The organism is Polycladomyces subterraneus, assembly GCF_030433435.1.
In the GTDB taxonomy this organism is placed as follows: domain Bacteria; phylum Bacillota; class Bacilli; order Thermoactinomycetales; family JIR-001; genus Polycladomyces; species Polycladomyces subterraneus.
The window spans coordinates 25,401-46,762 of sequence record NZ_JANRHH010000017.1 but is presented as its reverse complement, the minus strand read 5'-3'; the positions used below and the strand labels follow the sequence as shown (position 1 = coordinate 46,762).

14 protein-coding genes and 2 pseudogenes are annotated in these 21,362 nt (G+C 44.4%); 5 read left to right on the top strand and 11 right to left on the bottom strand.

The features are described from left to right. The 6 genes and pseudogenes from NWF35_RS03680 to NWF35_RS03655 form a co-directional block, all read right to left on the bottom strand. Positions 1–195, bottom strand: a pseudogene (locus tag NWF35_RS03680) (RNA-guided endonuclease TnpB family protein); the annotation flags it as partial. A 4-nt stretch (positions 196–199) separates the two neighbouring features. Next, a complete protein-coding gene (locus NWF35_RS03675) occupies positions 200–382 on the bottom strand; it encodes a transposase (protein ID WP_301237722.1) in 183 nt (60 codons plus the stop codon). Between the two features lie 184 nt (positions 383–566). Further along, the gene (locus NWF35_RS03670) at positions 567–1,073 is read right to left on the bottom strand and encodes a GNAT family N-acetyltransferase (RefSeq protein ID WP_301237721.1); all 507 of its coding nucleotides are present in this window, start codon (positions 1,071–1,073) and stop codon (positions 567–569) included. A 261-nt stretch (positions 1,074–1,334) separates the two neighbouring features. Continuing rightward, complete coding sequence (locus NWF35_RS03665) at positions 1,335–2,576, bottom strand: MFS transporter (protein ID WP_301237720.1); 1,242 nt, start codon at positions 2,574–2,576, stop codon at positions 1,335–1,337. Between the two features lie 438 nt (positions 2,577–3,014). After that, a complete protein-coding gene (locus NWF35_RS03660) occupies positions 3,015–3,764 on the bottom strand; it encodes an alpha/beta hydrolase (protein WP_301237719.1) in 750 nt (249 codons plus the stop codon). 284 nt (positions 3,765–4,048) lie between these two features. Next, positions 4,049–5,677, bottom strand: a complete 1,629-nt coding sequence (locus NWF35_RS03655; RefSeq protein WP_301237718.1) for a peptide ABC transporter substrate-binding protein — start codon at positions 5,675–5,677, stop codon at positions 4,049–4,051. A gap of 644 nt (positions 5,678–6,321) precedes the next feature. Here NWF35_RS03655 and NWF35_RS03650 point away from each other — a divergent pair. Beyond that, positions 6,322–7,746, top strand: a complete 1,425-nt coding sequence (locus tag NWF35_RS03650; RefSeq protein ID WP_301237717.1) for an amidase — start codon at positions 6,322–6,324, stop codon at positions 7,744–7,746. 687 nt (positions 7,747–8,433) lie between these two features. Here the strand turns inward: NWF35_RS03650 and NWF35_RS03645 are convergent. Continuing rightward, complete coding sequence (locus NWF35_RS03645; protein ID WP_301237716.1) at positions 8,434–8,895, bottom strand: hypothetical protein; 462 nt, start codon at positions 8,893–8,895, stop codon at positions 8,434–8,436. Between the two features lie 382 nt (positions 8,896–9,277). On the opposite strand from NWF35_RS03645, the gene NWF35_RS03640 reads away from it, so the two are divergent. Both NWF35_RS03640 and NWF35_RS03635 read left to right on the top strand, forming a co-directional pair. Further along, the gene (locus tag NWF35_RS03640; RefSeq protein ID WP_301237714.1) at positions 9,278–10,615 is read left to right on the top strand and encodes a hemolysin family protein; all 1,338 of its coding nucleotides are present in this window, start codon (positions 9,278–9,280) and stop codon (positions 10,613–10,615) included. Positions 10,616–11,055: 440 nt separating this feature from the next. Beyond that, a complete protein-coding gene (locus NWF35_RS03635) occupies positions 11,056–12,588 on the top strand; it encodes a multicopper oxidase family protein (protein ID WP_301237713.1) in 1,533 nt (510 codons plus the stop codon). A gap of 2,035 nt (positions 12,589–14,623) precedes the next feature. On the opposite strand, the gene NWF35_RS03630 is transcribed toward NWF35_RS03635, so the two are convergent. Beyond that, positions 14,624–15,022 carry a hypothetical protein gene (locus NWF35_RS03630; protein ID WP_301237712.1) on the bottom strand — a complete coding sequence of 133 codons (399 nt, stop codon included), beginning with the start codon at positions 15,020–15,022 and terminating at the stop codon, positions 14,624–14,626. 2,186 nt (positions 15,023–17,208) lie between these two features. Beyond that, a pseudogene (gene tnpA / locus NWF35_RS03625) lies at positions 17,209–17,384 on the bottom strand (IS200/IS605 family transposase); the annotation flags it as partial. A gap of 481 nt (positions 17,385–17,865) precedes the next feature. Here tnpA and NWF35_RS03620 point away from each other — a divergent pair. Next, positions 17,866–18,423, top strand: coding sequence for a hypothetical protein (locus tag NWF35_RS03620; protein ID WP_301237711.1), 558 nt, complete (start codon positions 17,866–17,868; stop codon positions 18,421–18,423). Between the two features lie 108 nt (positions 18,424–18,531). Here NWF35_RS03620 and NWF35_RS03615 read toward each other — a convergent pair whose 3' ends face one another. After that, on the bottom strand, positions 18,532–19,872 hold the full coding sequence (locus tag NWF35_RS03615) for an MFS transporter (RefSeq protein ID WP_301237710.1): 1,341 nt from the start codon (positions 19,870–19,872) through the stop codon (positions 18,532–18,534). A gap of 93 nt (positions 19,873–19,965) precedes the next feature. Continuing rightward, positions 19,966–20,109, bottom strand: a complete 144-nt coding sequence (locus NWF35_RS03610) for a hypothetical protein (protein WP_301237709.1) — start codon at positions 20,107–20,109, stop codon at positions 19,966–19,968. A gap of 522 nt (positions 20,110–20,631) precedes the next feature. On the opposite strand from NWF35_RS03610, the gene NWF35_RS03605 reads away from it, so the two are divergent. Continuing rightward, complete coding sequence (locus tag NWF35_RS03605) at positions 20,632–21,054, top strand: VOC family protein (protein ID WP_301237708.1); 423 nt, start codon at positions 20,632–20,634, stop codon at positions 21,052–21,054. The last annotated feature ends 308 nt before the right edge of the window (positions 21,055–21,362 follow it).

The window sequence follows — 21,362 nt, the reverse complement described above, 5'->3', positions numbered from 1 at the left end:
CGTTTGGTTAATGATTGCAGATGGGAACTTCTCGTCAGAAAACTCCTTGAAAATCTTGCTGGTCGCCTTGTTCACGTCGGGATGAAGCAAGAGCCAGTTTGCAAACTTCGTGTTGATCTGGGTCATTCGTTCATACATCGCCTGTTTGAATTTGGTTGGTTGATACAGTTCCAGCTTGAGTGTGATGGTGGGCATCCATTCATCCCCTTTTCTTTTGTTCTTCCACATATAGCCGGATCGTTTCGCTTGAAACGTTTCCAGCCTGACAAATGTCTTTCACCAACTGTTTGACCAACACTTTTCTGCGATAACGTGGGCAGAAAACAAAGTGGTAGTTAATCAGAGATACCATCTTTTTGGTCCTTCTGTATGCTTGTCCCATGGTTTTAGTTGTATCAGTATTTTATAAATACTGCAACAACTAAAAACAAAAAATGTTGCTCTAAGCGCCCTCTTCAGAGGGCACCGAGCAATGCCGCCTTTCATCCCACAATTAAAACCGTGGGCTTTCAGGCGACTTTTTCTGTAAGCGGGACAACGATATGACATGGTATGAGAAAGGAATGTCAAGGAGTCACTCTTTTCCCGACAATCACTAAATCCCGTTCGATTCCGTCCAGTTCTGCAACAGATGGGAGATGGCCCCATTTTTCAAATCCGAACCGTTCAAACAGCTTCAGGCTGGGTTCATTGTGCACGAAGATGAAACCGAGCAATGTCTTGATTTTCAGCCGTAGACACTCCGCAATCGCCTTTTCCAGCAAACGGGTTCCCAATCCCTTTTTTCTGCTTTCTGGATGGATGTAGATGCTCACCTCGGCGGTGGCGCGATAGGCCGGTCTGCCGTAAAACGATTGAAAACTCAACCAGCCGAGTATTTTCCCTTCATGTTCCGCAACCCAAAGCGGCCTGAAGTGGGGGGAATGTTCGTGAAACCACTGTACCCTGCTTTGCACGGTGACCGGCTCGGTGTCTGCCGTGGCCATTCGTCCACTCACTGTGGAATTGTAAATGTCAACGATGGCCGGCAAATCATCGATGGTGGCGTCCTGAATCACGATGTTGTCAATCATGGCGGATCTCCTTTCCCGTTGTTTCTGCTGAGCCGTATCCATTCTACCGCCAAGTTTCTATCGATGCCAGATTTCCGCCGAGTGCGAAAACAGCTCAAACAACTATACTCACCCTGTTTGGGATCTTGATTGTTTTGAAATCCTCCCCATAACGATCGTAATATGGTTCGGTAAATGGTAACAAAGAAGCTAGTGGTGTGACACTCACTCCACTTCAGGCTATTTTGACCAAGACACGGCAATATGATCGTTTCCGACCCTTCATCGAGAAATTGATGATTTTTGCTCGACATGATATTGGTAATCCTTTAGTTGTGGATGAAGGATCACGATTAAAAACGTAACTCCGTACAAAACAGCGCCAAGAATATAAGTAGATTGAATATCCATCCCATCCGCTGCCCACCCCATGATCAGATAAGCCATTCCCCACCAGGGAGTTAAAATGGCACTCCTCGCTGCCATCACATTGGCTCGTTCCTGTGGTTCGATGACGTCTTGAAGAACCGTTTCTTGGCAGATCTCTCTGGTTTGATATAACGGACCCATTAAAATACACAAGACCAAAGCCAATATCGCATTCGTATTGATAGCAAATAAAAAGGTACACAGGGCCATGGATAATGCACTCAAACCAATCATCAGGCCTACCCGTCTCTCCAAGAGCCTGGTCATCATCACAACCATGAAACTTCCCGCAATTCCCCCAACCCAATAAGCAGCGTTAATGAATCCCCACCATTCACTCCCCTTTTTCAAAATCTCATGAGTAAAAGCCAATATGAAGGCACTGCTCCACACTACATTCGCCAATGCCTCGCTTATGTCCATCAATGTTAAATTTCGGAGCACCCCCACTTTCATCATTTTTCTCCAAGCTGGTTCCGGCTTGCTCGATTTTTCCCCTTTGTATGAATGATTTAATCGGATCAGGCGGACGCATACGCCGGATAGCAGGAAAGAGAGGGAAGTGATGAGAATCACAGTATAAAACGGGAGTATCACGGCCATCATCCCACCCAATCCCCATCCCGCAACCAAAAACAACTGATGGATGACATTCAGCGTTCCGTTGGCTTTCATATATTCTTTTTTTGATACCACCAATGGGAGTAAAGCAAAGCGAGCCGGTTGATACCATGCGCCAACTGCCGCAATCAAAAACAAGTTGATCAGCAGAAACACCAGAAACAGGGAATGGATGTTGGACAGCAAAAGCCCCAGAATGATAGTCAAGCCCGCCCGAGTCCATCCGATCCCATGCAAAAGACGAACCAACGAAAATCGATGAATGTGATACGATCCAAGAATGCCACCAGCAAAGGATCCAAATGCCATCACAGCCAATACTGAAGACGAACCCAATACAGAGTCGGTCTGCTGGTAGACTTTCACCATCACGATCACTTGAAGCAGGACGGTTGCAAGCGATTGTAGCGTCTGAGACAACCAAAGCTTCACAAAATGAGGCTGCCGAAACAAATTCCGAAGCGTAATGTCCATATTTTTCCCCTTTCCTAGGTTAGATCCAACAGCGAACCTGAGATTTTGGGGCGGTAACCGGATTTGATTCAGGGTGCAATCAAAAGTCATTGGAGAGGAAATCCGGAAAGAAAAGGAATGGCGAAAAAAGCATTCAGAAGAGATCAAGAGCTTCTTATGAATCAATAGGCGAAAACTTGCCCATTCTGTTTAAAAAGCTACCCGCTAAGGGTAGCTCTTTCCTTTTTTATCATTGAACGATAAATTTCACTCGGGTACCGTGTCGTGTCTGTGGCCTTGAATGGGGACATTAGCTGAAACTGTGTGACATCGTCGAGCTGGAGATCGAGCGAATCGGCGTGCTCCATAACAGCGTAGTGCGTCCGGAAAACCGGTTAACACTGATTAGGTTGATCATACAACAGGTAACAGTGACGCCGATCAACACGGCATCGGGGATCAAACCTCCACCAGACGGCGGATGAACTTCTCCGTTTCCCCCTTGATAAGCTCCTTGTCGTTGTCGAGGGTGGCCACATGGTAGGAGTCGTGCAGCTCTACCAATCTCTTGTCGTTGGTCGGAAGATGATCGTGGATATAGTGAGAGTTGGACGGGGGAACCACATGGTCCTCCGTGGATACGAAAATCAGGGCGGGACAGGAAATGGAAGGCACTTTATTCTTGGTAGCCGCCATAAACTTGACAAGTTCTCGGACCGACTTCAGGGGTGTTTTTTCATAGGCCAGTTCTTTCACACCCGGCGCCTTGATATCCGAGCCGATAGCATCCAAAAAGCGGGGCTCCTCCATCTGTACCACTTTCTCCAGCTCATCCATGAACAAGGCAGCATTGATCAGCACGATGCCCCGGGTCTCCGGATACTTGTGTGCGAGATGGAGAGCCAGCGTCCCACCCATGGACAGACCGACCACAAAAACACGGGAACATTTCTCCCGCAACATCAGATACCCCGCCTCGGAAGAAGCGATCCAGTCCTCGTAAGTGGTCCTCTCCATATCTTCATAGTGAGTTCCGTGCCCCTTCAGACGGGGACCGTAAACAGTGAAACCGCATTGGGCCAAGTGCTCCCCTAGCTCCCCCATGCTTTGGGTGGTTCCGGTAAATCCGTGCTGAACCAATACCCCCACATCATTCCCCTGAAAATAGAAGGGTTCCGCCTCTTTCATCACCGGATAGGATTCTGTCACCGCACACGACCTCCTTTATGAATTTTCCATCTTTTCATTATATAGATTTTGCTGGGAAAAGCGTAAGTACATCAATAAAAGAAATGAATGAAACAAAAAATACGATGTGTTTTATCCTTTTGTATATCCATCATTTTCTACATCACCCCATATTTGCTTTTGGTAGGCTTAACCGGTTTTTGACGAACCCACTCTTTGGCATCGTGCTTCTTCCCTCTCACTCATCAAAAGATCAAACAGAAAAGAGGAGAGCTTTCTTCGCCCTCCCCTTTTCTGTTACAGATCTATTTCTTGCGGATTTCCACCCATTTCAACGAATACGCCGCCCCTATAGGATGGTGTACCAAATTCTTCACATAGCTCTTTTGCATAAAAAAGACATTGTTCTCATAGTACAGAGGAGCGGCGGCATAATCCTGAAGCAACAGCTTTTCGGCCTCAATCAGGTTTTCGTTGCGCTGCCTGTAATCCGACATGTCTTTCGACCTCTCGATGATCTGGTCGTAGCTGTAGTTGGACCAATGGCCGAAATTCAGGCCGTTTTTCGTTTCCCACAAATCCAGGATCGTCATGGGATCATCATAGTCTGCCGTCCACCGGAAAATACTCATATCAAACTTTCCGCTCATTTCCAATTCCGCTTTTTCCTTGGCTGGTTCTACTGAGATTTCCACGGGGATACCCAAGTATTTTTCCAATTGTTCCTGCACGTACAACGCCACTATTTTTCTGTCATCGTCGTAAACGAGCAATTTCAATGGGGGCACTTTATCAATGCCCAACTCCGCTATCCCTTTTTGTAGCGCTTCTTTCGCCGTATTCACATCATAATAAACCAATTTCCCCTGTTTACGATCCGCCTGATCACGAAAATACCCTACATATCCGTGAATGGTCGGTGGCACCATTGCATAAGCAGGAGTACCGAACTTTAACACGTCTTGAGTTAGTTCTTCTCGGTCAAGCGCCAGTGTAATCGCCTGCCGAATATGTCGGTTCGACAAGAAATCATTCTTCACGTTGAACCTCAAATAATAGACGGTGCTACTGATCGCCGAAACGAATTCTTTCGAAGGCTGGAACACATCCACAAGTTTGTTTCTGAGTGGAACCACATCCACTAGATCGGACATATACAAACGTATCGCCTTGTCGGATTGTGGGACGATCTTTACGTTGACCCGACTCAACCGCACATTGTCCTTATCCCAGTACTCCTCATTTTTTGTGAGCTGATACCCTTGTTCATGTTCCCATTTCGACAGCACAAAAGGCCCGTTGTACACCATTTTGTCCGCATCCTTGGCATACTGGTCTCCATACTTTTCTACCACGTCTTGTCTCTGCGGCATGTAACTGATAAATGACAGCAAACTGAGGAAATACGGGGTGGGACTCTTCAGACGTACCTTCAAGGTGTTTTCGTCTATCGCTTGTACGCCGACACTTTCCGCTTTTGCTTTGCCGGTGTGATATTCTTCCGCATTCAGAATGGGATAGAATACATAAGCATATTTATTTTTGGTTTTAGGATCGAGTGCGCGTTTCCATGCATACTCAAAGTCATAGGCTGTCACTGGCTCCCCGTCGCTCCAGTACGCCTCTCTCAAGTTGAAGACATAGGTCTTTCGATCGGGACTGATTTCGGGAAAATCAGCCGCTATTGCGGGTTGGGGACGGTTGTCTGCATCCAACCGCATCAATCCTTCCATCACATTGGTGATGATTTTGGCAGAACTTTCGTCTATATATTTGGCGGTGTCCAGATTCACCGGTTCCGTGTTTTCCACCATATTCAACGCCTGTCCCTCTTCCGCCGCTTCAACGCCGTTCAACGTTTCAGGTGCCCAATTGCATCCCGCCACCGCCACGCTCAAGAAGAAAATTACAAGTAATGATACCCCTTTTTTCATGATGCAGCTTCCTCGCACCGTGGTTTTAAGATCAAAATAAGCTGTAAAATACAATTGACAGGTTTCCTATCCTCAACCACCACATCCCTCCTTTTCTACTTTATTATTTAAGAGTATTCCAGTATTAAATATAGCTGATCACCCCTAAGAATAAACGGTCTTTTTTTGTCGAAAATAAAAAGATATCATTAAGACCAATGATGCCCCCATTGTCCGACACACGTTTAACAGTAAAAAATTAATATAAAATATATTGCAGATAAACAGCACATGGTAATGATGTCGGAATGTAAATATTTTCTTGGTGGGAGGAAATAGTAATAGCACGATGAAACAAAATCTCAGAAACTGAAAGTGATTCAGAAAATATTTCATTGTATATTAATCGCAAAACCGGAAATCTAAGAATGATTAAGCGTTCCGGATTGGCGTTTGCATCCCTGCTCCTGACAGTTGTTATTCTTCACCAATATTGCAACGATTGTAACGCCTACACTGACGGGTGTTCTGTAGCAAACCATGGATCCGCCTCCATGTTGATAGCGCTGTTCTAGCAGTTGTCATTGGAGTGGCGGCCATACTTTCGTAGAAAAGCGGATTTCAAAAGAACAACAAAATAATCAGATCGGAGAAGGTGAACAGAAATGGCCCAGAAATACAAAGAAGATTTTCTGAAATGGGACTTGCAAACATTATCAGATGGTATCCGAACCAAGGAAATTTCCCCGTTGGAAGTAACCCGACATCTCCTGAAGTGGATTGAAGTGGTTAATCCTAAATTAAATGCCTTTATTACCGTATTGTATGAAGAAGCTTTGGAATCCGCTTCACAGGCAGAAAAAGAAATTGTTACAGGAAATTGGAGAGGTCCACTTCACGGAATCCCCATTGGTCTCAAAGATATAATCTATACCAAAAACATTAGGACTACCATGGGATCCGAAATCTATAAAGATTTTGCCCCGGATTATGATGCCGGGGTGGTAGAAAAGCTGAAGCAAGCGGGCGCGATCATCATTGGCAAGCTGAATACGCATCAATTCGCATATGGTCCAACAGGTGATCGATCTTATTTTGGTGCGGTAAAAAATCCGTATGACCTGACAAAAATGTCTGGTGGTTCGAGTAGTGGATCGGGTGCAGCCGTCTCCGCTGGTCTTTGTTACGCAGCATTGGGTACAGATACCGGGGGGTCTGTCAGGATACCGTCAGCCTGCTGTGGCATCGTTGGCATGAAGCCAACGTTTGGACGAGTAAGCAAATACGGGGTGTACCCACTCAGTTGGACGCTTGATCATGTTGGTCCCATGACTCGAACTGTGTTTGATAATGCGGTCTTGTTAAATGTATTGGCTGGCTATGACGAAAGGGATCCTTATTCAGTAAAAGAGGCAGAAGAAGATTTCACACGTTTGATATGGAGTGGGGTTAAAGGAAGTGTAATCGGTGTTCCTACCTCCTTCTATTTCGAAAATCTGGAACCTGAGGTTGAAAGCCAGATTCGAAAGTCATTAGAAGTGTTTGAAGGGTTGGGGGCTGAAATTCGTATGATCGACCTTCCCGACATGCAAAAGATTTCTCTAGCACAACAAATAACAATCCGAAGTGAATCTTATGCTGTACATAGAGAAACGCTTCTGATGGGTCTGGAACGATATGAAAAGGAAGTGCGTGAACGTCTCCTGCTTGGGAAGAATATCGAGGCATATGAGTATGTTCAATCCCAACAGGTCAAACATTATGCTCAACAGGAGTTTCGAAAAGTCCTAGAAAAAGTAGATGTGCTGGTAACCCCCACTCTACCGATTTTGCCCCCTGATATAGACCAGAGAGAAGTGTATATCAAAGGGAATTGTGAACACGTGCGTGATGCTCTCCTTCGTTTGACTAGTCCAAGTAATTTTATTGGTTTTCCAAGCATTTCGATACCATGTGGCTTTTCGGAAGCAGGATTACCCATTGGAATGCAGTTCATCGGCAGACCGTTTGATGAAGCAAATCTCTATCGCTTCGCTTATGCATTCGAACAAGAAGTTTCCATACCCACTTTGAAATATGATGTGAACTAGAATCAGATAGAGACCTGCACCAAGAGCGAAATGTGAGTCATTCTCAGCCACAGGGACACTTCGCCATGCTGGAGGCTATTTCCCTACATCGATGCCCAGTTGAAGGAATTGTTGGCCATACCGATTTGAGAAATCATGTTCTTTACAAACCCTCAATAGAACGGTGCAGGATTGATTTCGGGAACAGTGCATCTCACAGATCTTTTGTTACACTGTCGCCCCGGCAGGGTTACTTTTTGCCAGTCTAGGACTGCAGGGGGCAACACCATCCGCCGCAATGTCCAAGCTTTGCGAATTTGGGGTGTCACCTTCGATATCCGTGTCCAGCTACTCATCACTCCTTCCAAACAAACCCAGCGTGATTCCGCTGGGTTGTTGTATGTTTCCCTTCCTTATCGAAACGCACTACTCCCAAATTTCCGATCAGCGACCGGTACTGGATCGCCTCAGCCATATGGACAACCTGGATTTTCTATTTCCCATCAAATCGGGAGGACGGTATAGATAAAAAAGTGATTTACTCCGTGATGTGATGAAATCGAGGTTTTAACAAATGCATTTTACCCTTTAAAAAACCACAGATAGGTTTTACCAATGACCAATAAAATTATTTGGACCTGCAACTTAGCTGATCTGTTACATAAAAATTAAGTCGAGAGTGGGATATTGGATTGACGGATGGTGGATTCACTCGTTGGATAATGGATGATCTTCGTTATGTTCTTTTGTTAGTCCTGGATACGGCCTGACAAAACCTAAACGGAGGTTGTAACAATGGATGATTTCAAAAAAGAAATCCAAAAGTTGAGTGTTGACGAGTTCAAGCAGAGTGAGATGACGCCTTGGGAATATGATGGCCAGTACGATGCTACTCTGGCTCAACGATGCGGTGGTTGTTTCCGCTGTGGTGGGTTCCGATGTGGTGGCTGTTTCCGGTGCGGTGGTTGTTTCGGCGGCGGTTGTTTCGGTGGCGGTGGTTGTTTCGGTGGCGGCGGTTGTTTCGGCGGCGGCGGTTGTTTCGGTGGCGGTGGTTGTTTCGGTGGCGGTGGTTGTTTCGGCGGCGGTGGTTGTTTCGGCGGCGGTGGTTGTTTCGGCGGCGGTGGTTGTTTCGGCTTCTAATGCTCCGGTGAGGTGGGCGTTTCCGTCCATGGTTTCCTGTTGGGAACCGTGAATGAACACATAGCGAATTTACGGTGGAAGATGCCTTCCATTTGGCCAGACGATACCAATGAAACCCGCTCAGAGCCTCGCGATCTGGACGGGTTTCTTTTTTATAGCTTCTTATAACCAGCTTTTTGGGCATCCTCCTCGTTCCAAAAGAACACCCTTTGTTCTATGGGAATATCCTTAAATTGATCAGGTTCCACATACTCTTACGTTTCAAGTTACCATCGTAATTATCGGGTTGTCGGTGACCGACACGTAACCGACATTCATAAGGTAATCATAAAATTGGATCATTGGGGTTCCAGATGCCGCAGCCGTCTTTAGCTTCAAATGCCAACTAAGTGTTTCAGGAGGTAATGTTCTTTTGGGCGGTGTTCCAGGTACGATTTTCAATTTGTTTCTGGTGCTTTTTTTGGTTCTGTTGAATGGATTTTTTGTGGCAGCTGAATTTGCCATCGTTAAGGTTCGATCCACACAAATTGCTCAATTAAAAGATAAACGTGCAAAAATCGCCAAGAAAGTACTGGCCAATTTGGATCCCTATTTATCCGCAACTCAGCTGGGAATTACACTGGCCTCGTTAGGTCTTGGATGGATTGGAGAACCAGCCATCGCAGAGATGATCGAGCCGGCACTCTCATACCTCGGGATGCCTTCTTGGCTCATCCATACGATCTCTTTTGCCATCGCTTTTACGATCATTACTTTTCTCCATATTATACTGGGTGAAATAGCACCCAAATCTCTCGCCATCCGGCGAGCAAAAGAAACCACTTTGTGGACCGCCAGTCCTTTATATGCTTTTTACTATGTATTTAAACCCTTTATCTTGTTACTCAATGGTGCAGCTATCTGGATTCTCAAGTTGATGGGAATTAAGTTAACGGATCATCAACAGGCCCATACCGAGGAAGAGATTCGCTTATTGATTGAAGAAATTCGCTTATTGATTTCTCAAAGCCACAAAGGTGGTAACTTTGACGAAACGGAACTGGATTTATTTGACAATTTATTTGAGTTTTCCGATCGCCGAGCGCGAGAGATCATGGTGCCCCGTGTAAACATGAAGGTTTTATATCGAGACAACACATTTGAGGAGAATTGGGAAATCATCCGTAAAACCTATCATACCCGTTTTCCTTTATGCGGAGCAGATAAGGATGATATTATCGGGATCATCCATATCCGAGATGTATATGAACAAATGATTAACAAACAACAACCCAATCTGGAAAATCTGGTCCGTCCGGCTATTTTGGTTCCTGAAACGATGGAGTTGAAAGATATTCTCCGAACTTTACAGAAAAAACGGTCGGAAATGGCAATTGTGGTTGATGAATTTGGCGGGACTTCGGGCCTTATTACAACAGAAGATATTATAGAGGAAATCTTTGGAGAGATTCAGGATGAGTTTGATAACGAACCACCCCCGATACAGAAAATCGGAAGCGAAACGATCATCGATTCGCGATTACTGATTGATGAAGTGAACGACCTTTTTGGGATCGCGATTGAAGATCCCGATAACGACACGATTGGAGGTTGGGTGTTTTCCCAACTGGATAAGATCCCTATGAAGGGTGATCAAGTGGTTTACGATGGTTGGATTTTTATTGTGAAAGAAGTGGAGCAAAGACGTGTCACCCGTCTATTGGTCAAACCTGATCCAAACGCGAAACAAGAAATCGAAAGTATCTCCTAAGCAAACCAGCTGCCGTCGGGCAGCTGGTTTTGTTAATTGATGGATTCAATATCAGTCATCCCACTTGAGCACGGAGATCTTCCTCCTTCATATCGATGAAGATGAGGGAAGGGGCGAGGACCTCCGTAAAAAACCAATTCAAATTGGTGATTATGGGGGCCATCCGCAATCTGGATGTTGTGTGAATTTGTTATTATGTAACTTAATCAACTCAAACCTATTCAAAATTTTTATGAAGAGAAAGCGAAACAAGTTCAATCCAATACGAATAAGACAAAGCTATACCATAAAAACTGGTCAAACAAGCTGGAAATCCGCCGTCGGGAGTGGGGCATCCGGATCCAATCGACGACTTTTGCTAAAGGGGAGAACTTGCACATATTTTCGGACTCGATCAAATAGATTGATTATGAATTAGTATTTTATAAAGGAGCGGAAATATGATTCTCTCAAAATTTGTAGATGAACTTCCTATTCCCCCTGTTTTAAAACCTTATCGGAAACATCCATATCATACTTATTATAAAGTGCATATGACGGAATTTAAGCAATCTCTCCATAGTGAGTTAAATGACACAACGGTTTGGGGATATGAAGGCAGATATCCAGGGCCTACCATTGAGGTGGAAAGCGGAGAAAAAGTGTTCGTAAAGTGGATCAACAATCTTCCCGCAAAGCATCTATTGCCGGTAGACTATACAGTGCATGGTGCGCACTTGGATGTACCGGAAGTAAGAACGGTGGTACATGTACACGGGGCTAGCGTTGAACCTGAAAGCGATGGCTATCCGGAGGCTTGGTTTACAAAGGGATTCAAAAAAGTCGGCCCATATTATACAAAGAAAGTATATCGATATGATAATTGCATGCGATCCTGCACTCTCTGGTACCACGACCATACACTTGGTATCACAAGACTCAATATATATGCAGGCCTTGCAGGATTTTACCTTGTAAGAGATCAACAGGAACGCTTGTTAAATTTGCCATGTGGTTCATATGAAATCCCGCTTATGATACAAGACAAATCCTTTAATAAGGATGGTTCTCTTTATTACCCAAGGCAGCCCGAAAAACCAGTCCCGGAATTAAAAACGTCGATAGTTCCTGAATTTATAGGGGATACCATTCTGGTGAATGGCAAAGTATGGCCCTATTTAAAAGTGGAACCACGTAAATATCGATTTAGGCTGCTAAATGCATCTAACACCCGTTTTTATAGGCTTAAGCTTGATTCGGGACAACTTCTTTATCAAATTGGAACTGATGGAGGACTGATGGAATACCCGATCGGAGTCAAAGAAATCATGTTGGCTCCTGCAGAACGAGCAGATGTGATCATTGATTTTACCAATCTTGAGGGCAAGAACATTATCATGACAAATGATGCCCCCGCCTCTTTTCCAACCGGAGATCCGGCAGATAAAAATACAGGTACTGTGATGCAGTTTCGAGTGACTCTTCCTCTTTCAAATATTGATACGAGTGTTATACCGTCTTATATGGGTCCTCTTCCAAAAATAAAAGAAAAATCAGCTTCAAAAATACGATACCTAACATTAAATGATAATATGGATAAGTACGGTCGCGAATTCATGCTATTGGATAATAAACAGTGGGATGCCCCCATAACAGAGAATCCAAAATTGGGATCAACCGAAATATGGTATCTAATTAACTTAACTACGGATACACACCCTATTCATGTTCACTTAATTGATTTCCAAATACTTGACCGTAGAGCTTTTGATGTGGAACGATTCAAAAAGGAGAGAGTCATCCATTACACTGGCCCATCAATCCCTCCTGAACCACAAGAAAGAGGATTGAAGGATACAGTAAGAGCTAATCCTAACCAGGTAACTCGAATTATCATGAAATTTGGTCCTTATACAGGTTTGTATGTATGGCATTGTCATATACTTGAACATGAGGATCATGAAATGATGAGACCGTTTGTGGTGATCCGATAACGAACACCACAACGACCGCCAGAGCAAATACGACAAATTCTGTAAGTTGCACTGTAAACGCAGCGCACCAAACATTCTCAGAGTCGAGATCTACTCTCCCCCCTACCATAGGGCTCAAACCTCTTTGTATACAGAAATCCCTTGTATAAACGGGGTTTTAAGCCTATACAGAGGTATCGCCGGTAATGAAGGGAGGGTTTTTCCGTTACCTCTTGGTAATTTCCACCTTGTCCGCTTCCTGGGCTAAGCCGCTAACACCTGTCATAAATGCTGAATCAATTACCGCTTTTCGTCAACCAATGTTGATATCGCTTTCATAATCTCATCCCATGAAGGGTTATCGATAATATTGGTGTCACCTTCGATACACGTGTCCATCCACTCATTCAAGCATTCCTTCCAAACAAGCCCAGCGAGATTCCGCTGGGTGGTTGTCTGGGAGGGTGTTGTTTCCCCGATTGCACCCTCATCCGGGTCAGATTTTGGTTATTATGTACACTACAGGTACCATCAAAATCTGAAGACTCATGAAATTGAAATTCAAGCGTTTGTGTCATCTCAGCTCCCCTCACCCTCCGTTTGGTCATGAAATTAGACTTATAACTCAATACCAATGCGGATAGGTAAACATACCTTGGTTATGAATATCCCCCTAAAGGAGTGGTAAATGTGCATCATAAATTACATTACGATTGGAAAAGAGCATACAAGTAACGAGGAAGCTAAAACTTCATCCTCATCCGCCTCACCATCCTCCCCATCCTCATCCGCTGCCTCCTTCTCTTCATCATCAGCATCACCGGGACCCTGTAGGGCCATGATGTGCTCCTGATTTGTCAGATACACCCTAGTAACCTAATCCAACTCCAGCAAAGACAAAGATCGTAGCGATGACCAACGGGAAAATCAAAAGACGTGTAGCCCAATACTAGGAAGATCCTTCCCATATATCCCCCTTTTCTCTACAAATAACATTAACCTTTTCAATAAAATGCACAAATGACTGTAAACTATTGCCCTTCCATAAAAAAGAACATTGGAATAACTTATCCTCAGAAAACGAAAGGGGGAATTTCAAAAAATGTCATCCACTTCTTTGCCTACTATGAGAGGAATTAATTTTAGCGGTTTAATGTCACAATTGTTGAACTTCATTCCCATGCCTAAGGCGATACAATCGATAATTGGTTTTTGGAAAAACATCCAACCGATATGGAATATATGTAAGAGGTTTCTTAGCTTTTTTAGGAAATAGTAAAACCGACTTGTCAGCTCCAGGTGCTTCCCTATATCGCCTAAATTAACCGATCAGACGATCGGTTTTTTCGTCTTTAGTTTGGACCTCAATGCAAAGGCAAAACCCCTTGCCCATAGGGCTGGGGTTAACTTTTAAGGTCATTTTTATCAACAGGATTTAGCTGCTAAATATTCTGTTTTATGTCTCATGACCATCTCGGCAGGGTTTTTCTGTTGATCCTTTGACCATTATAAGTGACCACCAATGTCTACCGGTTTCATTTTTAAGCCCCTACCATGCAACCCATAATAAAAAAAGACCCATTTGGGTCAGCGAATCATGGCTCACCGTTGCTCCGTGGTTTTGTGTACACCCCTTGTGAAACCGCCGTCACCCAAGAGGAGGAAACCAATGGTAGATCGTTTTTAAGAGAAATAAGCGTAGTTTTTTGGGCCTGTGGCCCTGGTAGGGTGTTGGTCACTCGGTTACACCCTCATCCGGCGTTCGGACTAACTCCAAACCCTTGAGCTAATTGTAAAGCTCCCGATACCTGATAAATGAAAGGAGCGGAGGATAGCGATAGCGTGAGTGACGGAGGAAATTCACCTCCGTTGATAGATTTTATTTTTGTCCCGCTCCAATCACCTACATATTACGAATGGTGCGCCCCCAACAATCCCTGTTACAATGTTAACACCGAAAAACGGACAATTGGTGCCAGAAGGTTGCTAAAAAGTTGCCAAACAAAATAAAATGGCCGACCATATCAATGATCGGCCAGCTTGTTGTTTTGGACTTTTATTTGTACAACTTCCCTTGATAGATAACAAATCCTAAAGGATGATGAGTGAAATGAATCACCGGATCTCCTGGATTGTCCTCGCTCGGGTAAGCTTCGTCCGCCGGGATATATACCCCCTGCAGTTCAATTGGTTGGCCTGCTTCTAAATCCGGTATAGGTTCGGGTAATCCATTTCCATCACCGTAACGAATGGCGACAAAGATTTCATCTGTCACTGTGGAAGGATCACCATTTTCGATATCTAGGATTTGAACCTGGTTGATCAACAGGTGTTGGTGACCGTGTTTACTCTCTTCGACTTGTTCGATGACAGCTTGCACATGAATGATGGGATACTGGTCCAAAGGTTTTTTCAGGATATCAACTTCAGGATAGACAGGAAATTGTTTAGTCACAGAACATTTCCCCTTCCCTATTGGGTTAATAAAAATTTTTTTCTTTCTTCGCGAACTCCTTCCCAAAATCCGTTAGTTTTTTGTAAAGGTTTCCGAGATAGATCACCATCAAATCAGATTCAACCGCATTGCCAACTTGTTAACCCGCTATTCACGACCAAGGTTATCCCACCTACCTTGGTGGTTGTGTCACCTTCTTCATGTAGAGACCAAACATCAGTGTGGCCTTAGACGACTGACAAGGTTCCACGCTTTTTGAGCCGATTTTTGACAACAGGTTTTTACAGCCGTTTTCGATGAAAGGTCGGTTACAGGTATAGAGTGGGGAGAAGTAGCAATTCGTTTTAAATGCCATCTGCCATTAAAAATGTTGCAGATCAAGAACAAGGATTCCAGTGACAATTAGATTGATTGCACCAATTCGGTGTATCCATTTTTGGGAGCTATTATTGAGAAATTCGGACACTCTGCTGGCAACTATGGTATAAATGATACCTGTGAATATAACTAAGCTAAGAAATGTTAAGCCTAATTTTAAACCTGAGAATAAAATGGCTCACTTTTGCTTATAAATTGAGGCATGAACGAGACAAAAAAGAAAAAGGTTCTTGGATTTAAAACGGTAATCAAGAAAGCTTGAAGTGTAGGTTGTTTAGAAATGGAGTCTTATTTGATTGTATCGGTTTACCGGTCTTAGCCCACATTTGAACACCAAGGCATACAAGATAAATTGCTCCGACAAATTTCATTATATTATAAAATTTTTTAAGTTAGAAATATAGCGCCTATGCCAGCAAATGAGAAAATCATAGCTATTAAGTTACCCAAAACAATACCAGATATCATAAAAAAGGCTTCTCTTTTACCCTGACTAATGCTTGTCATGATCAGTAATGTTATGGATGGTCCAGGTTGTTGCAATGATGAACAAAGAAGCCAGAATAAATGAAATCCAGAGAGTAAATGTCATTTGATATCCCCGCTTTCTTAAAAGGATTGAATACTTAATGCAAATGAATTACGAGGACATTCAACTACAGTGCGTTTCCTGCTAAGCCATTGAAACCTACGAAGGGAGGCTCCATAGACTCATTGACTTGTTGCTTAATCTTATAGCCGTTTGTGATGAAGGTCGGTTACAGGTACAAGGGTGTTTTCATTTTACCTCTATTTCTCTCGCCACTCTATCAAATCTGATTCAAGGCCATAGCCAACTTGTACAGTGCCCGCTTTTTGATTCGGTAATAGGTTCGACGGCTCCACCCAAGCTCATCACAAACGCTTTAAGTACGGGGTATTCGCTAAGGATAGCCTCCACCGTCTTGCGATAAGCTGGCTTTTTATATTTAACAACAGGCGCGTTTTTCGGTGCCGCTCCCATCTCCCACACTCCCCTTTTACTTAATTTAAACGGGCTTTATTTTGGTGTGTTTGTGCCTCCACCCGTTTCTTTTGACGCAACGATTGAACATACAGAGACTATTAACCGACAACCAGACGAACCCTTACAATGGTTTTTAAATACTGGCACTTTCATCTCTAACATCTCCCATCACTGAGATGGTCATCACTCCTTATCCGCACGTTTCAAAAGCCTCGGTGACCATCTCACCATTTGTTCCCGATAATCATTTATCCAGCGTCCCTTCTCCATCATTCTTCTTCCTAGCGTTCCATCAATAAAATGGATTTTCGCCCTATATTTCATTCATCATTCAACTCGAAACTCCACGATGATTTTTCGTGTCTTACTGTCGATCCGCATCGATCTAACGGCTTTATCAGCGTGCCGCGCTTTGATTTTGAACAAACCGGCGTTATCGATATCAACCTCGACCGAACGGATTACCAAAAGCATTAATATTAGCTAAAACGTTCATGATGATAATGCACACCTAGGTTACCCACCTACCTAGGTAGATGCACACGTATCACATTCTGAGGACGGGGATACACTAATGTGTGGTCTCGTCAGTCATTTTTATACCTTAGGAATATTGTCACGTACCTAACATCCCTTTTTGCTCACCTTCAGGTGAACTTTATCCACAAATTATTCACATTTTACAAACAGCTTTGTACTAATCAAAGCATAGGATGAATACTTTATTCTCAGGGTTGTAATCCCGGTTCTCCCTATAAGCTTCTATTAGCCGATCAGACGATCGGTTTTTTTCGCCTGTGACTGGTTGGCAGTTTAAAAACGGATGACAGTGATCTGGCATCACTTCCATGACAAGGATATCCCAGCCGTTTTCCTGACAGATGTGTCTTTCACCAACTGTTTGAATCGCTCTTCCACTTGGTTTCTCAACACTTTTCTGCGATAACGTGGGCAGAAAACAAAGTGGTAGTGAATCAGAGATACCGTCTTTTTCGTCCTTCTGTATGTTGTCCCATGGTTTTAGTTGTATCAGTATTTTATTAATACTGCAACAACTAAAAACAAAAAATGTTGCTCTAAGCGCCCTCCTCAGAGGGCACCGAGCAACGCCGCCTTTCATCCCACAATTGAAACCGTAGGCTTTCAGGTGATTTTTTTGTAAAGTTTGGAGTTTATATGCTCCTCCGACGTTAGAAAAACTAGTAAAACGTGGATACTACTCGTAATTAAAACAAAAAATCCTTCCCTTTTTGTGAATTTCGTAATGAGTCATAAAGAAAAACAGGTAGGTTTGGTGAAAACCGGATGAACCCAGCATGTGCCAACGTATGGTACACTAGTTTCTAGAAAGTCGTTTCACGACGGATGAAACGTCACGACAACCCGCTGACACCTGTCGTGGCAGCGTCTGTTCGCCTCGATGAAAAAGGAAGTAGCATCCGAAGGAGGTACAGTGGGGATGTTTTTCAAAATCAAGCGTTGGTTCGGACCGGAACAAACGGGGGAGTTGAAGGAGACACATCGAACGGTAACAGAATCGGAAGATTCGGAGGATACCACGGCCGAATCCCCTGACAATGTCCATTCGCAATACGATGCTGACCGCTATGCAGTACATATGGAGTTTTTCCTTTACAATCCCAAAAGCCAGGATCAAGCCACCTACACCGAACAAGATATCCATCGTTACCCGATGATGGGGTTCACATTGCATTTTTTGAATCAGAAAACGCGCCAAAACCGTCCAGACTGGCTGACATGGTTGTTGGGCGGTTTGGAGAAGACCCTGGAAACAATGAAGGTCTCCTATTATCAAATGGATGAAACGGAGCTGTACAGTTTGTTCGTCGACCTGAAGCTGTATCCGCAAGCCGAAGTGAAAAAAACGATCTATCTGGTGTTCCAGCAGTTGTACCAATGGTATGTCCGGGGGAACGATCAAGTCTCCGTCCGCGTTCACATTGGGGGAGACGAATTATATCAGGAACTCTTGGCACATCATCTGGAAGCCGTGTGACTTGCTCCACACGGCTGTAGCACCAAGAGCACTCCCTTTGGTCGCCGTGCGGTCAAGTCACAAACGCTAAAGCCGGTTCCTCTAACAGGGACCGGCTTTTTTGGAGGTTTAGGCTTCATTTTCTGTTCGATGGGTTAAAACCACTTCAGCGCCGAGCTCGGCTTCGATGCGGGAGACTTTAGAAGACTCAGCCATACGCCAGTAGACGATGAAACTCACGGCAATACAGGCAGCTACATAGTAGTAGAAGAGTGACTCATAGCCAATACTCTTGCACCATAACGCGATGAACTCCGCCGTCCCGCCGAACACCGCCACGGTGACTCCGTAGGGGAAACCCACGCCAAGGGCACGGACTTCTGTTGGGAAGAGCTCGGCTTTCACGATTGCATTAATGGAAGTGTAACCAGTGACAATGATGAGCCCCGCCATCATGAGCAAGAAAGCACCGATAGGGTTCTTCGTCTGTTCCAAGATCAGGAACAATGGTACCGTCAACAACGTTCCGAGGATACCGAAACTAATCAATAGCGGGCGCCGTCCAATCCGATCGGACAGCATACCGGCAAGAGGTTGAAGTACGGCGAATACCAGCAGGGCAACAAAGTTAATCCAACTGACGACCTCCTTGGGGAGTCCCACAGTATTCACCATGAATTTCTGTAAATACGTCGTGTAGGTATAGAAGGCGACCGTTCCGCCGAGCGTAAGTCCGACTACTGTCAGCACTGCCTTGGGGTGCTTCATCATAGCTCGAATCGTTCCAGCGCTAGCCCGGCTTTCAGAACCCATTTTTGAGAACTGCTCTGATTCGTCCATCGTTCGGCGCAGCCACAATACGACCAACGCCCCCATTGCTCCGATAACGAAGGGAATACGCCAGCCCCAGTACTTCATATCGGATTCACTGAATATTTGTTGGAGGATGATTTGAACACCCATAGCCACCAGCTGTCCGGCAATTAGCGTGACGTACTGGAAGCTCGAGTAGAATCCGCGGCGGCCGCTACTGGCCATCTCGGACAGATACGTTGCCGAGGTTCCATATTCTCCACCTAGAGACAACCCTTGGAGAAGACGTGCGAGAACCAGAATAATAGGAGCCAACACGCCAATGGTGTCATAGCCAGGTGTGCAGGCAATAATCAGAGAACCACCGGCCATGACGGAGATGGAAAGCGTCAACGCAGCACGGCGGCCATGACGATCGGCGTATCGGCCCAGCAGCAGGCTCCCTATCGGGCGCATCAGGAAGCCGACGGCGAAGATCGCCGCTGTGTCAAGCAGTTGGCTTGTCGTGTCTCCCTTTGGGAAGAACTCGGACGAGAAATAAACCGCGAATGCAGTATAAACGTACCAGTCGTACCATTCGATCAGATTGCCCACTGAACCTTTGAAGATGTTGCCTACGATGCGTCGCGTCTTTGAGCGCTCAATGGGTTGAGTCATTGTGAAATCCTCCTCTTGAAGTTTGACGATACTTCATTGACCTCGTCAAATGCTTTGATAACTACCAGAAACCCTATTTCTTTTCAAATAATATCATTCATCATTTGGAAACGAAAGTTTAGAATTAGTAGTCAAGATATTAATACATGTATATTCTGAAAACTTTGCACAAACATCAAACCAAACAGCCCCAGTATGGTGACCATTGTGTTGGTCATGATGTCGTTGCTTCGCCAAGTGTCGACCCCCTCACATAGACAGACTAGATTCCCCGGTATTGAAATGACTCTTACATGCGTTCCATGTTTATGGACGACAGCATCTCCCAGCTGTATCAGATTCCATCAGACAGCGAAACTTGGAGAGGTCCGTGATGCGATTTCCAGATACTATTGGAATAGTTCACCCACTCCGAACCGCTCCAACTCCCTGATCTGATTCTCTTCAAGTCCTGATGCACCGCGGACACCCGTGCGTCACCATACTCTTTCCACATGTCCTTCCCTTCGTGACGTTTCTGTTTTCATGATAACTTAAATTTAGAAAAAGTAAAAAGGGAAAGTGAGAGAGCGCCATTATCGGCATCTCCTGCCCAGCTGGATTTGCAAACCGATCATCCGCCCAATAATTAGAAATCTGAATAACAGTTTACAATTTGTTTCCGATCACATATAATACAGCAAAAGGAACATATATTCGGTTTATTTGTTGAGGCTGGAATGTAATATCGTTCTTACGTAATAAAAGGAGATGATTTTAGTGAGAGTTTCAAATCAAAAAATTACTACGTTTTTAATGTTCGATGGTAAGGCTGAAGAAGCAATGAATTTTTATACTTCATTGTTTGACCAGGCAGAAATAATTAGTATTACTCGTTATGGAGCGAACGAAGATGGTGAAGAGGGGACCGTGAAACATGCTACCTTTTCACTATGCGGACAAGAGTTTATGTGTATAGATAGTAGTGTGAAGCATGAGTTTTCATTTACTCCTGCAATATCATTGTATGTAACATGTGATACTGAAGACGAGATCGATCGGCTTTTTGAGAAGTTAACTCAAGATGGCGTAGTTTTAATGCCGTTAAAATCTTATCCATTTAGCGAAAAGTTTTGTTGGGTTATAGATAAATTTGGTGTTTCATGGCAACTTAACCTTGCAAAAAGTGAACTGGGGAAATAATTGATTATCCCCGTTTCTGGTGATGATCTTTCTAGGTCACACCGTTTAAGCATGGCGAAAGCAACCCCACCCATACCGCCGGAGCTGGTACGACACATCCTCCAGTTCCTAAGGATAGATGTTAAAATCTTCACGGTCGATTATTTGCCGTCTGTTTCTGCACAAAGGTGGTGCTGTACCTAGCCTCTTCTCCATTCCCTATGTGCCTTCAAAGTATATGCGGCTTCCACAGCCACACTGTCGAAAATGCGTAAGTTATGGCGTCATCACCAGCTTGCCCCACGTCTTTCGCCCTTGCAGCAGTTCCA